Source organism: Segatella copri, assembly GCF_019249765.2.
Classification (GTDB): domain Bacteria; phylum Bacteroidota; class Bacteroidia; order Bacteroidales; family Bacteroidaceae; genus Prevotella; species Prevotella copri_K.
This window is the reverse complement of the sequence record NZ_CP152484.1, coordinates 3760939-3775488: the sequence shown is the minus strand read 5'-3', so window position 1 is coordinate 3775488 and position 14550 is coordinate 3760939. Positions and strand designations below refer to the sequence as shown.

13 protein-coding genes are annotated in these 14550 nt (G+C 46.9%); 4 read left to right on the top strand and 9 right to left on the bottom strand.

The genetic code is table 11. The annotated features are described in order from the left end of the window. Nucleotides 1-7: 7 nt before the first annotated feature. The 3 genes from KUA46_RS15865 to xylE all read right to left on the bottom strand — a co-directional run bounded on the left by KUA46_RS15865 (nt 8) and on the right by xylE (nt 3148). Nucleotides 8-112 carry a smalltalk protein gene (locus KUA46_RS15865; protein WP_022120813.1) on the bottom strand — a complete coding sequence of 35 codons (105 nt, stop codon included), beginning with the start codon at nt 110-112 and terminating at the stop codon, nt 8-10. A gap of 25 nt (nt 113-137) precedes the next feature. Then, entirely contained in the window at nt 138-722 is a 585-nt protein-coding gene (locus KUA46_RS15860) for an HU family DNA-binding protein (RefSeq protein WP_218487575.1), read from the bottom strand. A gap of 974 nt (nt 723-1696) precedes the next feature. Then, nucleotides 1697-3148: a D-xylose transporter XylE gene (xylE, locus tag KUA46_RS15855; RefSeq protein WP_218487576.1), complete on the bottom strand. Its 1452-nt coding sequence runs from the start codon at nt 3146-3148 to the stop codon at nt 1697-1699. Between the two features lie 206 nt (nt 3149-3354). Between xylE and KUA46_RS15850 the strand changes: the two genes are divergently transcribed. From KUA46_RS15850 to KUA46_RS15835, 4 genes are all read left to right on the top strand, one after another. Beyond that, nucleotides 3355-4311, top strand: coding sequence for a methylenetetrahydrofolate reductase (locus tag KUA46_RS15850; RefSeq protein ID WP_117727839.1), 957 nt, complete (start codon nt 3355-3357; stop codon nt 4309-4311). Continuing rightward, on the top strand, nt 4312-5424 hold the full coding sequence (locus tag KUA46_RS15845) for an ATP-binding protein (RefSeq protein WP_117694004.1): 1113 nt from the start codon (nt 4312-4314) through the stop codon (nt 5422-5424). Nucleotides 5425-5525: 101 nt separating this feature from the next. After that, the gene (gene ricT, locus KUA46_RS15840) at nt 5526-6965 is read left to right on the top strand and encodes a regulatory iron-sulfur-containing complex subunit RicT (protein WP_254970162.1); all 1440 of its coding nucleotides are present in this window, start codon (nt 5526-5528) and stop codon (nt 6963-6965) included. Between the two features lie 20 nt (nt 6966-6985). Continuing rightward, complete coding sequence (locus KUA46_RS15835) at nt 6986-7468, top strand: gliding motility lipoprotein GldH (protein WP_022120428.1); 483 nt, start codon at nt 6986-6988, stop codon at nt 7466-7468. A 44-nt stretch (nt 7469-7512) separates the two neighbouring features. Here KUA46_RS15835 and rodA read toward each other — a convergent pair whose 3' ends face one another. From rodA to KUA46_RS15805, 6 genes are all read right to left on the bottom strand, one after another. Continuing rightward, the gene (rodA, locus tag KUA46_RS15830) at nt 7513-8976 is read right to left on the bottom strand and encodes a rod shape-determining protein RodA (protein ID WP_218487578.1); all 1464 of its coding nucleotides are present in this window, start codon (nt 8974-8976) and stop codon (nt 7513-7515) included. A gap of 38 nt (nt 8977-9014) precedes the next feature. Beyond that, nucleotides 9015-10865, bottom strand: a complete 1851-nt coding sequence (gene mrdA / locus KUA46_RS15825) for a penicillin-binding protein 2 (protein WP_119229727.1) — start codon at nt 10863-10865, stop codon at nt 9015-9017. Between the two features lie 63 nt (nt 10866-10928). Then, nucleotides 10929-11426, bottom strand: a complete 498-nt coding sequence (gene mreD / locus KUA46_RS15820) for a rod shape-determining protein MreD (protein ID WP_022120425.1) — start codon at nt 11424-11426, stop codon at nt 10929-10931. Between the two features lie 29 nt (nt 11427-11455). Continuing rightward, nucleotides 11456-12328, bottom strand: coding sequence for a rod shape-determining protein MreC (gene mreC / locus KUA46_RS15815; RefSeq protein WP_022120424.1), 873 nt, complete (start codon nt 12326-12328; stop codon nt 11456-11458). A 31-nt stretch (nt 12329-12359) separates the two neighbouring features. Beyond that, complete coding sequence (locus tag KUA46_RS15810) at nt 12360-13382, bottom strand: rod shape-determining protein (protein WP_006847875.1); 1023 nt, start codon at nt 13380-13382, stop codon at nt 12360-12362. Nucleotides 13383-13559: 177 nt separating this feature from the next. Further along, nucleotides 13560-14153: a phosphoribosylaminoimidazolecarboxamide formyltransferase/IMP cyclohydrolase gene (locus KUA46_RS15805; RefSeq protein WP_006847876.1), complete on the bottom strand. Its 594-nt coding sequence runs from the start codon at nt 14151-14153 to the stop codon at nt 13560-13562. Between the last annotated feature and the right edge of the window lie 397 nt (nt 14154-14550).

The window sequence follows — 14550 nt, the reverse complement described above, 5'->3', positions numbered from 1 at the left end:
CATCCTTCTAAAGTCCACCTGCCGAAACGCCCAACGCCCCGAGAAGAGCTGTCAGTACGGTTACTGCAAACTTGAGAATCTCATTCCATTTCTGCTTGTTCTTTTCTGTCATAATCTATTCTGTTTTAAAAGGTTAATTATTCTAATCCGTCTCCAGTGTCACCGTTGCCGGTACTGCCTGTTCCGCCAGTCTGTTCGCCAGAGGTGTTGCCACCCGTGGTATCGCCGCCTGAAGGAGCATTGTCCTTGGCAGGCTTTTTCTTAGCCTCCTCGATGTCGAGAGTCTTGGCACCCTCCTTCTCAGCCTTGAGGGCAGCCTTCTGTACGGCACGTGATGCAACTTGCTCAAACTCCATACCTACGAAGATGTTGGCAAGATCGCTGCCCGGGATAAACTGGATGTTCACACCCTTGATGTTGATGTCGCTCTTAAATTCGGCTGCAGTTGCCGCACCCTCACTGGTAAGCTGGAGGCGGAACTTGCCCAACTCGCCGAAATCAATCTGGTTTCCTCGCTGCAACTCGATGATCATGTTCTCCTGCATACTGACCAGAACGGCTGTTACATCCGCATAGGATACAGTGGTCTGCATAGCGATCAACTTCGCAAACTTCTTGAGCGAAATAGACTCGTTCATCTGAGCACGGGCGTAGAACTTAGGAACTCCTGCTTTGTCACCAAATTTTGACGCAAGCTTTACTAAACTGTAATTAATTGCCATAATACATAAAATTTTAAAATTGTGAATAATCATGTTGTGCACCGGTCTCTTCCCGAATGCTGATACAAAGATACAACATCGGCGGAGTCCTAGTTGTCCACTTTGGTACGATAAGTACCAGTTGTGCACTATTTGGCTCAATTATGTATACTTTTGCACGCAAGCGTATGCTGCAGAATATTCAAGTGGCTCAGTTAACTTACTCAAGTGGCTCAGTTAACTTACTCAAGTGGCTCAGTTAACTTACTCAAGTGGCTCAATCAGCTTACTCAAGTGGCTTTGTCAGATTACTCAAGTGGCTCAATCAGCGAGTCCAGCCGTCTGAGTAAGCGAATCCAGCCGTCTGCGTAACCCAGTTCAGCAATATCCTTAACCCGACGCAGCCACATCAGTTGGTAAACGGAAGAACATCATTTTTTCACCTCATTTGGGTGGGCAATGACTACCAGAGAGAATTATCCTTTTTTGATGACTACCAGGGCCAATAATAGGTACCATCAGAGCCAATCATGTGCCTTCTGATATGCCCCAATGACTACCAGGGCGAATCTTAAAAATACAAGATATTGAATATCAGATAGTTAGGTGCTAATTTTTCTTCCCTACATTATACCAAGTATATTATATATATACGTTTACATTTTTTACATTATACGTAATACGGGAGGAAAAAGATTTTTTTTTCAACAAATCAGCTATTAAAATGCATTTTTTCTCTTCAAAAAAATTGCATAAGTCTGAAATAAACATTACTTTTGCATCATGAAAGCGCGGAGAATGTGATTCTCCTCCCGATGAAGGACACCGAGCTTGCCCCAATCGGTAGGCCACTAACAATTTAAAGAGAAAAACGAAAATGGAAAAATTAAATCATATCATGGTATGGATTAAGCTGACGAGCCGGGGGCATAAAGAAAGACCGCCAGGCGTTTCTTTCTACGCCTGGCGGTCTTGATATTTCACAGAATAAGGACTTAGTTTTTCTTCCAAAGCTTGGTCATATCCTCCAGTGTCTTACCCTTGGTCTCAGGAACGAGCTTCCATACAAAGAAGGCAGCGAGGATACAGATAACACCATACAGGCCATAGGTGAACCAATAGCCCAGGCTGTTAGCCATCGGAACGAAAGAGGTAGAAACAATCCAGTTGAAAATCCACTGGAAGGCTACGGCAATCGCTACGGCAGCACCACGAATCGTATTAGGGAATACCTCGGCGATAAGTACCCAGCAGATTGGTCCCCAAGAGAACATGAATGATGCAGAATAAACCATGATGGATACCATGCACAACAACTGCAGATTAGGATTACCGAAGGTGATGGCTACACCGATGGCACCCAATGCCATGCCCAGAGAACCGGTAATGAGCAAAGGCTTACGTCCCAACTTCTCTACCGTAAAGATGGCTACACAGGTGAAACCGAGGTTCACGATACCATTGAACACGGTCAATACCATCGGATTGTCAAAGCCCATAGCATCATAGATGCGAGGAGCATAATAGAGCACGGCATTGATACCTACAGCCTGCTGGAATACGGAAAGCATCACACCTACGAAGATACAGAGCACACCGTAAGTAAGCAGTTTCTCCTTCTTCTCAGTAACCGTATTCTTGATGTCATCCAAAATCTTCTTAGCCTCCTCAGCACCATTGATGCGAGCCAGGATACGCTCAGCCTTCGCATCCTGACCAACCATGGCAAGATAACGGGGAGTCTCAGGAACAAAGCAGATAAGCAGAGCAAACAAACCCGCAGGAACCATCTCAGAACCAAACATATAGCGCCATCCGGTTTCGATAGCCCAGGCAGCCTCGCCACCATTCAGAATCTGGTTCATACCGTTGCCCACACTCTGGATAGCAGGAGCAATATGATCGCCAAGAATGAAGAAGTTGACGAAATAAACCACCAGCTGACCGAAGATGATGGCAAACTGGTTCCAGCTGACCAACATACCACGGATGTTACTAGGCGCAATCTCACCGATATACATCGGACATACAGCAGATGCCAGACCCACACCGATACCGCCAATCACACGATAGAGGTTGAACACGATGAGAAGCGTAAGATTAGGTTCGCCCTTTGGCAACACCAAAGACTCAGGACACATAGATCCCCATGCAGAGATGAAGAACATCACACCCGCAAAGATTAGCGAACGCTTACGGCCCCAGTTAGAAGCCAGCACACCCGAAAGCGCCGAACCGATGATACAACCAATCAGGGCACTGGAAGAAGTGAATCCATGCCAGAAATCGGTATAGGTGAAATCCTCAGCACCCATGAAGAATGCCTGCAAACCCTTCTCGGCTCCCGAGATTACCGCGGTATCATAACCGAAAAGCAAGCCGCCCAAAACGGCTACCATCACAATTGAAATAAGATAGGCTCTAGAGCCTGTTTGTTTTTGTTCCATTATTTTTTAGGTTTAAATTTTAATCACTTTTCTGTAGAATAGCGTAGCATTTACCGGCAGGAAATCTTCTTTTTTCATGCCAAAAATCAATCTCCACCTAATAATATACGTTTTTTCTTTATAAATATTACGTTCAATATGCGGTTTTCCCCTATTTTTTTTGTAAATTTGCACCAAAATAAGAAGAAACATAGAATTTAGGTAATATGAACATAGCAGATTTCCTACATCAGCAGGGCGATAAGCGAGGCTTTTCGTTCGAGGTTTTACCTCCGCTGAAAGGTAACGGAACAGCAGCACTCTTCCGTACCATCGATGCGCTGAGCGAGTTTGGTCCTCGCTTTATCAACATCACTACGCACCATAGCGAGTATGTATACAAGGAACTGGAAAACGGTCTCCTCACTCGCCAGCGTGTGCGCCGCCGCCCGGGCACCGTAGCCATCGCAGGCGCTATACAGAATAAGTACGACATACCTGTCATCCCTCATATTATCTGCAGCGGTGCTACGAAGGAAGACATCGAGTACGAACTGCTCGACCTCCAGTTTCTGGGCATCAGCAACATTCTCGTTCTGCGAGGAGACAAGGCGAAAGAAGACCGGCAGTTTACACCAACCGAGAACGGTCATGCCCATGCCACCGACCTCCTGAAGCAGGTGAATCAGTTTAACGACGGTTTCTTCTTTGACGGCACACCCATCAAGCACCCGGGCGACAAGTTCTGCTGCGGTGTAGCCTGCTATCCGGAGAAGCATGAAGAGGCGCCAAACCTCGAAATGGATATGCAGCATCTGCTGGAGAAACAACAGTTGGGCGCAGCGTATGCCGTTACCCAGCTCTTCTACGACAACGAGAAGTTCTATGCTTTCGTTGAAAAGGCTCGGCAGATAGGCGTAACCATCCCTATCATTCCTGCCATCAAGCCTTTCGCCAAGTTGAGCCAGCTCACTGTAGTGCCGAAAACCTTCCACTGCGATATTCCTGAAGAACTCGCACAGGAAGTATTGAAATGTAAAACTGACGATGATGCCAAGCAGCTCGGTATCGAGTGGACCACCGCTCAGGTGCAAGATCTCTTCGAACATGGTTACAACAATGTTCACTTCTTCACCGTATCGGCTGTAGACAGCGTCAAGCAAATAGCAAAAATTCTGTTTTAAATGCAAAGAAATGAAGTTATAGGTCAGCAAGAAGTATGGAACCGTCTCATGGAGATGGTTCAGGAGAACCGTTTGCCCCATGCGCTGATGTTCTGCGGCCCGCAGGGTTGCGGCAAACTGGCGATGGCACTGGCTTTTGCCAGCTATCTTCTGGGCGATTCACCGATGCTCAGGAAATGGGAACATCCGGACCTCCACTTCACCTTTCCTACCATCAAGACCGCCAATATGGGCAGCGAACACAAACCGGTGAGCCTCGACTTCATCAAGGAATGGAGAGAGCTGCTGCTTTCTAAAGGTCCCTACATCCAGATTAGCGACTGGATGCTGAAGATGGGCAAGACGGATGCCGACTATAACAAACAGGCTATCATCACTGCCGAAGAAACCGATGCCATCTCTCACGAACTGATGATGATGTCGAGTCAGGGCGGATATAAGATAAGTCTGATATGGCTCCCGGAACGTATGAACATCCAGAGTGCCAACAAGATACTGAAACTGCTGGAGGAGCCGCCACGCCAAACGGTATTCCTGCTGGTAAGCGAGAATCCGGAACTGCTGCTCGAAACCATCAGAAGCCGTACACAGCGTATCGACTTCAAGAAGATAGAAACCGCTGAGATGGAAAAAGCGCTGACGGAACGGAGAGCGCTGGAGCCAGACATGGCACACCGCATAGCCCGTATCGCCAACGGCAACTGGAACCTCGCACTCGAAGAACTGGATGCAGGAAACGAAAACCGGCAGCATCTCGACATGTTCATCATGCTGATGCGACTGGCTTACATGCGCAAGATAGGTGACCTCAAGAAGTGGACCGATGTGATAGCCACCTTCGGAAGAGAAAAGCAGAAACGCATGCTCGACTACTTTATGCACATGCTCAGAGAAAGTTTCATGTACAACTTCCGGAATCCGGAACTGAGCTACATGACGCAGGATGAGGAGAACTTTGCCAAGAACTTTGCCCGCTTCATCAACGAGGCAAACATCATTGACATCTCCAACCTCTTCGAAGACAGCAAGCGCATGATTTCGCAAAATGCCAATGCCAAAATCGTTTTCTTCGATATGGCGCTCAAAATCATCGTCCTCCTGCTTAGGAAGTGAAAAGAGAAAAGTGAAGAGTGAAGAATTCAAATGAATAACGGGGCAGATGCCGGTCATTATTCATTGTACATTATAAATTATACATTATAAATTAGACTATCGTGGATTACAAAAATATGAAATTCAGGATGTGTAACGGCTGCGACCGTGGTCTGTGCGCTAAGGGCGTAGGAAGACAGGACAGACAGCTCAACACATACGACTGGCTTGCCGATGTACCCGGCAATGCTGAAAGTACTGACCTCGTGGAGGTACAGTTCAAGAATACCCGTAAGGGATATTACCACAATGTGAATAACCTCGACCTGAAGAAGGGCGATATAGTGGCGGTAGAGGCTAACCCGGGTCACGACATCGGTGTGGTTACGCTGACCGGAAGACTGGTAAAACTCCAGATTAAGAAGGCAAACCTCAAGTCGCAGGATGATATCAAGCGTATCTACCGTATCGCCAAACAGGTGGATCTTGACAAATGCAAGGAGGCTAAGAGCCGTGAACACGGCACCATGATCCAGAGCCGCCAGATAGCCAAAGATCTAGGACTGAAGATGAAAATAGGTGATGTAGAATATCAGGGAGACGGCAACAAGGCTATCTTCTATTACATCGCTGACGAACGTGTGGACTTCCGCCAGCTCATCAAGGTTCTTGCCGATACCTTCCATGTGCGCATTGAGATGAAACAGATCGGTGCACGACAGGAAGCAGGCCGCATCGGTGGAACGGGTCCTTGCGGCAGAGAACTCTGCTGCGCTACCTGGATGAAGAACTTCATCAGCGTTAGCACCAATGCAGCACGCTACCAGGATATCTCTCTGAATCCTCAGAAACTTGCCGGTATGTGCGCCAAACTGAAGTGCTGTCTCAACTACGAGGTAGACAGCTATGTAGAGGCTAGCAGAAAGTTGCCTCCTAAGGATGCCGTACTGCAGACTGCCGACGGTGATTTCCATCAGTTCAAGGTGGATATCCTGGCTGGCCTTATCACCTACTCTTCTGACAAGAACCTTGCTTCCAACCTCGAAACCATCAGCATCGAGCGTGCCAAGGCTATCATCGAAATGAACCGTCAGGGCGAGAAGCCATTGAGTCTGCTGGAAGACGGTAAGGCAAAACCTGTAGCCAAGCCAGTCGACCTGCTTGCCGAAGCAGATTTGAGCCGCTTTGACAAGGCTAAGAAAAAGAAGAAGAAGAACAATAAGAACAAGGGACCTCGCCAGCAGGAGGGAGACAACAAGCCTCAGAAGAACGAGAACCGTGCGCAGAATGGCGACAACAAACCTCAGAAGAATGAAGGCAAGCCAAACAACCAGCGCCGCGACAACCGTAATCAGGGCAATCATCCTAAGGGTGACAACCGCCAGCCAAGAAACGACAGACGACCTAACAAGGGCAACAAGCCGCAGAATGGCAACAAGCCACAGGGTGGAAACAAGCCACAGAATGGCAATAATGCCCCTCAGAATGGCAACAAGCCACAGGGCAATAATGCCCCACAAGGTGGTAACAAACCACAAGGCAACAATGCCCCACAAGAATAAAGAATAGGAGCTAGAAAAAGATGAAAAAGACTGTTTATTTCATCGTTTTGACAGCGATCGTTCACATTCTCTCTGCCTGCAGCGGTTCGACTGTATACGATGAGTATGCCCATACACCGATTGCAGGATGGGAGAAGAACGACACCCTATCATTCGAAGTATCACCTCTACTCGAGCCTGGGCATTACAAACAAAGCCTAGGACTTCGCATTACAGGTGCCTATCCGTTCATGGGACTTACGCTCATCGTAGAACAGACGGTTTATCACCGAAACAGAAAGATACCAGGCGAATGCAAGATAGATACGGTAAACTGCCAGCTGATTGACAACAACGGCGTGAGCAAAGGACAGGGTATCAGCTACTATCAGTATAACTTCCCTATCAACATCTATCAGATGCATCAGGGCGATTCCATACACGTAGCCATCAGACATGATATGAAAAGAGAAATCCTGCCCGGTGTGAGTGACATCGGCATCAAGATTTCCAAGATACAATAAAAAAAGAGTGAACAGATTCATCAACAATCTGTTCACTCTTTTTTTTAACTTCTCACTAAGTTCCTTCCCGCATCAATTCTCAAGAAGATGAAAAGAAGGATGGTAAATCCCCATAACGAACTGCCACCATAACTGAAGAACGGCAGCGGAATACCGATAACCGGTGTTAAACCCAGCACCATTCCCACATTAATAAACAGGTGGAAGAGGAATACCGACAGGACACAATAGCCGTAGATACGCCCGAATTTATAAGGTTGCCGCTCAGCCAGATGCATCAACCGCAATATCAAAGCCAGGAAAAGCAGCAGCACGCCTGCCGAACCGAGGAAACCTTCCTCCTCGCCTACCGTACAGAAGATAAAGTCTGTATCCTGCTCAGGCACGAACTTCAGTTTGGTCTGCGTTCCATTGAGGAAACCTTTGCCCTGAAGTCCGCCGGAACCAATGGCAATCTCACTCTGATGCACGTTATATCCCGCACCAGCCAAATCTTCATCCAGTCCCAGCAGTACGTTGATACGCACTCTCTGATGAGGTTCCATCACATGATTCAACACATAATCGGCAGAATAGAAGAAAGCGATACTTCCCAACGAAAAGATGGAGATGAGGAAGTAATTCCGGAACCGGGTTCTCAGTCCCTGATAAACCAGGAATCCGATGAGCATAGCACACAGGAAGAGCTGGATCCACACAATGTCGAACGGAATGACATAGGTAGAAAAGAGCACGAAGAGCAGTGTAATGCCTACCGAATAGGCAAGGATTATCAGTGCCTGTTTCCTATCGCCCGTATAGGAGTTCACCATACCAGCCGTAAAAATCTGCACCAGCAGAAGCACAACAAACTTACCCACAGAAGTATAGGTATCCCACATCATCACGTTCTCATACTTCACACCCACTACGAAATAAGCCACCATCGACACGCCGGTAAAGAGAATGGCACCCGGCATTCCTTCGCGGTAAAGCATGAGGAAGAATGAAAGATAAACCAAGGCAGAACCCGTTTCGCGCTGACCTACGATACAGAGCATCGGCAGAACGATAATGCCTACGGCTGCCATGAAATGCTTCAGGTTCTGCATACTGAAACCATAGCTTGACATAAATTTGGCTACCGCCAGAGCCGTAGCAAACTTACCAAACTCAGCCGGTTGCAGTCGGAGCGGTCCCAACACCAGCCAGGAGTGGGAACCCTTGATGCTATGCGGATTGAATATCGTAGCAAAGAGCAAGAGTATCAGGACGCCATAGATGACATACGAGAAGGTATCGTAAAACCGGTCATCAAGCAGCAGGATTACCAATCCCAGTGCTATGGATGTGCCAATCCATATAATCTGCATACCCGAGCGGGCACCCAGACTGAATATCTCGTTGTCACCATAGTTATAGCTGGCTCCACAGACGCTCACCCATCCGAAGATGAGGAGTGCCAGATAAATACCTATCGTCCACCAGTCAAGTGAAGCAAGCACACTAGGTTGTTTATTATCGATCATAATCTATAAACTATCAACTATAAACTATTAACTGAAAACTATCTACTGCTTAATCCGTAGGCGATTCTACGGGCCTGCATCTCTGCAGCCCTGCGCTCAGAATCAGGAGATAACTTACCCTTGAGATACTGTTCCATCATCAGACCGCCGATAGGCACACCATAGTCAGCACCCCAACCACCATTCTCTACATACACGGCAATGGCAATCTTCGGGTTGTTCATCGGAGCAAAGCCCATGAATACAGAGTGGTCATGGCCACGGTTCTGTGCCGTACCCGTCTTTCCGCAAGCTTCGAAATCGTAGCGGCCGAGCAGCTTACAGGTTCCCTTCAGCGCCGAACTTCTCATACCGGCTACCACATAGTTGTAAGCCCGTCGGGAAGCCTTGGTATAATGGCGTCGGGTATAGAGCGTATCAAGCGGTTCTCCCTTCACCTTTCTCACTACATGAGGCACATAATAGTATCCCCTGTTGGCTATGGTAGCACCCAGGTTGGCTATCTGCAACGGCGTGAGGTTAACCTCACCCTGACCGATAGAAATACTGATTACCGTCAGTCCGTTCCATGAACCTTTGTAAGCCTTATCATAGAACTGTGCATTCGGAATGAGACCGCGTTTCTCGCCAGGCAAGTCGATGCCCAACTTATATCCGAATCCCATGCTCACCATATAATCTTTCCATAAGGTCATCGCATTCTGTACGCTGCCATACTTCTTGCGGTTACCTATCATATAGTAAAGACCCCAACAGAAGTAACCGTTACAAGAGGTACTGATGGCATCAACCAGCGAAATAGGCGACGGGTGACCATGACAGCCCACATGCAGACCCTTATAAGAGAAACCATGATTACATGGGAATGCTGTTCCCGGTGTGATGATACCTTCAGTAAGATAGGTCAGCGCCTGGCTGGTCTTAAAGGTAGAACCCGGAGGATACTGCCCCTGAATACTACGGTTCAGGAGCGGTTTCCAAGGATTCTGCGAGAGCCACTTGTGCATCTTACCGCGGTTTCTACCCACCAGACGTCTTGGATCGTAAGAAGGAGAAGAAACCATAGCCAGCACATCGCCCGTTCTAGGATCGATGGCAACGATACTGCCGATTTTACCCTGGAGCAGACGTTCGCCCAAGGCTTGCAACTTGACATCCAATCCCAGCGTCAAGTCCTTTCCAGCCACAGGTTTCTGGTCGAGTTTACCATTCTGATAGCTACCCTGTATTCTTCCGTGGGCATCTCTCAGCATGATCTTCACACCCTTCTCACCACGCAGCTGCTTCTCATAAAACTTCTCGATACCCAGTTTACCGATATAGTCACCAGCCTGATAGTAGTCATCATCTTCAATATCGCTTTGCGAAACCTCACCCACATCACCCAGCACATGGGCAGCATAAGGATAGGTATATTCTCTGACGGTACGTTTTTGGACATAGAAACCGGGGAATCGGAACATCTTCTCCTGGAACACACTGAAATCCCGGTCGCTCAGCTGTCCCATAAAAAGCTGCTGGGTATAGCGCGAATAGCCCGGGTTTTTAGAGCGGTCCTTGATATCGTTCATTCGCTTGATAAAAAACTCTTTCGTGATACCCAGCGAATTACAGAAATCCATCGTATCAAGCCTGCCGCTCTCCTCGTTCATGACCACCATCAGATCGTAAGACGGCTGATTATACACCAGCAGCTTACCATTACGGTCGTAAATGGCACCACGGGCGGGAAACTCAATATGCTTCAAGAAGGCATTACTGTCGGCATTCTTCTTGTAGTCGTCGCTCATAATCTGAAGCGTAAACAGACGAATCATGTAAATGACCACAATAGCTATGGCCACTCCACCGATAACGAATCTACGTTTTTCAAGATTGTAATCCAACATACCTTATTATATATAGCAAACTAAAAATCGTGTTCTTTTCTCTCTCATCACTTATCCGGAATCTTACTTTCTGAAACTTTCTGTCGCCATCACCAATATATAAGTGATGACCGTACTTCCGCCTATACATTCCAACCAGTGAACCCAATTAAAGAAATTGAATGTTTCGAGTGTAAAGAACAATAGATTATAAACGAGAATGATGAAGAATACGTACCAGCAATATGCACCTACGCCGATAGAACGCATGGACGGTTCCAGATCGTCGGCGCTGTCACGCGGTACGAAAAGTTCAAACAAATAAGGTTGTAGCAGTCCTACGGCAGTCATCGAAGCTGCTGCAACACCTGGCGTATTGGCAAATACGTCCACACAAAGCCCCATCATAAAGCACCACAATAACACCGCCCATTTAGGATGGTTGCGGCGGAAATGCAGTACCATAATGATATACAGCAAGGGGGTGGCACAATTGAATAGATGAATATGATTAAACACCAATCCCTGTACCAGCACGAGCACCACAAAGGTAGCTAGTCTTTTCACTAAATCTATACTCATTGCTTTTTATATCCTCTTACTATACGTCATTATTGATTATTGTCTCCATTTGTTGCGATGCTATCCTGTGCTGCACGCATAATCTCCAACCGCTCTTTCATGGCGGCATCATCAATTACACATACATCACGCAGACGGGCGAAATCGGTAGAGAGGCGAAGTTGTACGCGATACGACAGTCCATCGGCGGAGTTGAACACGTGCAATATTCTGCCTACTCTCACTCCAGGAGGGAATACAGCAGAATAGCCACTCGTTACCACATAGTCACCCAATTTAAAGTGAGCATGACGTGGCACCTCTTCCAGATAGGCAAGGTCAGACACACCACCCTTCCAGCGCAGATAGCCAAAATAGCCTCTATTCTGAATCATACAACTGATGTTCGACTTCGTGTTCAATACCGGAATCACGATAGCGTAATGTTCTGCCACCAGATACACGATACCCACAACACCCGTACCGCTGATTACACCCATATCCTTGTGGATGCCATCCGCGCTACCCTTGTCAATTGTCATCAGGTTGCCGGGTTTATCGACACTATTCGCCACTACCTTAGCCGGAATCAGACGATAGTTTCTCAGCAATGCAAACTGGTCACGATGGTAGATGCTGCTATCCTTGGTCACGCTCACGAGACTGTCGGAAAGTTTCTGCACCTCCTGTTCGAGATATGCATTGCGCTGTGTCAGTTCCTGGTTCACCTTGGTAAGTGAGAAGAATGTTTCTACATTCGCATCCCATTCATACAACTTACCCGTTACGGCATTAGCCGAGGAGAACCAGGCACTGCCCTGATAGCTGTTATACTGAAACAACAGCACCATACTCACCACCTCAAGAATCAGGAAGACAAACCAATGGTTGTATTTCGCTAAAAACTCTAAAAGGTTGCGCATACTTTATTCTTACTATTAGAATAAGTTCTGATTATCTCATCAAGAATGAGAATCGGTCTACATTCTTCAACGCAATACCAGCACCCTTGGCAACACTGTGCAATGGATCTTCTGCGATGTGGAATGGGATATTGATCTTATCCTGCAAACGCTTGTCGAGACCGCGGAGCAAAGCACCACCACCAGAGAGCCAGATACCATTCTTCACGATATCGGCATAGAGCTCAGGAGGTGTGTTCTCCAATGCTGAGAGCACAGCGTTCTCAATCTTTGCCACGGTCTTATCCAGACAGTGAGCAATCTCCTGGTAGCATACAGGTACCTCCATAGGCAACGCTGTAATACGGTTAGGACCATGTACGATGAAATCTTCTGGAGCCTCATCACCCAGATCGGTCAGAGCTGAACCCACATGAATCTTGATACGCTCAGCCATACGCTCAGAAACCTTCACGTTGTGCTGACGGCTCATATATTCCTGAATATCGGCAGTAAGGTCGTCACCGGCTGTACGGATTGAGTTGTTCGATACGATACCACCCAATGAGATGACAGCGATTTCAGTAGAACCACCACCTATATCAACAATCATATTACCCTCTGGAGCCTCAACATCGATACCGATACCGATAGCGGCAGCCATTGGCTCAAAAATCAAATATACATCACGTCCGTCGGCATGCTCGGCAGAGTCGCGCACAGCACGAAGCTCAACCTCGGTAGAACCAGAAGGTACACCGATAACCATACGGAGTGAAGGAGAGAAGAGACGGCTACCAGTATGAACCATCTTAATCAATCCACGCATCATCTGCTCACAGGCAGTAAAGTCGGCAATCACGCCATCACGCAACGGTCTGATAGTACGGATATTATCATGAGTCTTCTCGTACATCATCTTAGCCTTCTCGCCCACAGCAATCATCTTGTCGGTGCGGCGATCAAGGGCTACAACAGAAGGTTCATCCACTACAATCTTATCATCACTGATAATGATGGTATTGGCTGTACCCAAGTCCATTGCGATTTCCTGAATAAATGAAAAAAATCCCATTTCGTTTCTAAATTATTTTAAGCTTAAAATTTTCTTTTTATTTAAGGAGTTAAGGAGTTAAAGGAGCATAGAAGCCACGGCAACAGTCTGTCATATACCAGGGATGGAATCCCCGCAGACACCTGTCCTGACTTCTTCCACTTCTTAACTCCTTAACTACTTTATTTTTCCGAGAGTTTACTTAGCAAACCAAGCATGGATTGCAGTATCGTAGTGAGAGCTTACACCGAATGCACGCTCTGCAAACATCTTGCGGTCTTCGATATCTGTCTCAGCACCCTTCTTCTTCAGGATATCGAGCAAAACGCCGTATTCTGCCTTGCTAGGAACGATCACCACGTCCTTGAAGTTTTTGGCACCTGCACGGATCAAAGAGATACCGCCAATATCGATTTTCTCGATGATATCAGCATCGCTAGCGCCGCTAGCTACAGTCTGTTCGAAAGGATACAAGTCTACGATGACGAGATCGATAGAAGGGATTTCGTATTCCTTCATCTGCTCCTGGTCACCCTCGTTGTCACGGCGAGCCAAGATGCCTCCAAATATTTTAGGATGAAGAGTCTTTACGCGACCACCCAAGATAGATGGATAGGTAGTGACCTCCTCAACTTTCTCGCATTCATAACCCAAAGATTCGATAAACTTCTGGGTACCACCAGTACTCAGGAATTTTACACCCTCTTCATTCAACTTGGCGAGCAATTCGTCCAAGCCATCCTTGTGGAAGACAGACACCAACGCTGTCTTGATTTTCTTTGTTTCAGCCATTGAACTTATAAATTATAATTTATGATGGTGCAAAGGTACGAAGATTATTTTGATTACACAACATTTCCCCCCATAAAATAGCATTATTTAAAGGATATTTAAAAGATAATTGAGAGAAATCAAGAAATAAGCAATCTGAGCGAATTCTAATTCTATCATTTCTTCGCGTACTGAACTTTCGCAAGTAAGCCCCACACGCCCTGAAAGGAACCTGAGTCTTCAGGGCGTGCTGCTTCTGGAGCATTTGGGCCTTCAGCCCGTACTCAAACCGCCTTCTTCTGTCATTCTGTCCGGGAATTTCTCTTATTTCTATCTTTTACCTACCCAAAACAAGACAGATTGTCAGTAAACCATTGATTTTCAACGAATAGGCATAAGTTTCGCTAAAGGATGGGAG

Coding starts and splice junctions, on each gene's coding strand:
- KUA46_RS15865 (WP_022120813.1), bottom strand. CDS start 112: ATGACAGAAAAGAACAAGCAGAAATGGAATGAGATTCTCAAGTTTGCA.
- KUA46_RS15860 (WP_218487575.1), bottom strand. CDS start 722: ATGGCAATTAATTACAGTTTAGTAAAGCTTGCGTCAAAATTTGGTGAC.
- xylE (WP_218487576.1), bottom strand. CDS start 3,148: ATGGAACAAAAACAAACAGGCTCTAGAGCCTATCTTATTTCAATTGTG.
- KUA46_RS15850 (WP_117727839.1), top strand. CDS start 3,355: ATGAACATAGCAGATTTCCTACATCAGCAGGGCGATAAGCGAGGCTTT.
- KUA46_RS15845 (WP_117694004.1), top strand. CDS start 4,312: ATGCAAAGAAATGAAGTTATAGGTCAGCAAGAAGTATGGAACCGTCTC.
- KUA46_RS15835 (WP_022120428.1), top strand. CDS start 6,986: ATGAAAAAGACTGTTTATTTCATCGTTTTGACAGCGATCGTTCACATT.
- rodA (WP_218487578.1), bottom strand. CDS start 8,976: ATGATCGATAATAAACAACCTAGTGTGCTTGCTTCACTTGACTGGTGG.
- mrdA (WP_119229727.1), bottom strand. CDS start 10,865: ATGTTGGATTACAATCTTGAAAAACGTAGATTCGTTATCGGTGGAGTG.
- mreD (WP_022120425.1), bottom strand. CDS start 11,426: ATGAGTATAGATTTAGTGAAAAGACTAGCTACCTTTGTGGTGCTCGTG.
- mreC (WP_022120424.1), bottom strand. CDS start 12,328: ATGCGCAACCTTTTAGAGTTTTTAGCGAAATACAACCATTGGTTTGTC.
- KUA46_RS15810 (WP_006847875.1), bottom strand. CDS start 13,382: ATGGGATTTTTTTCATTTATTCAGGAAATCGCAATGGACTTGGGTACA.
- KUA46_RS15805 (WP_006847876.1), bottom strand. CDS start 14,153: ATGGCTGAAACAAAGAAAATCAAGACAGCGTTGGTGTCTGTCTTCCAC.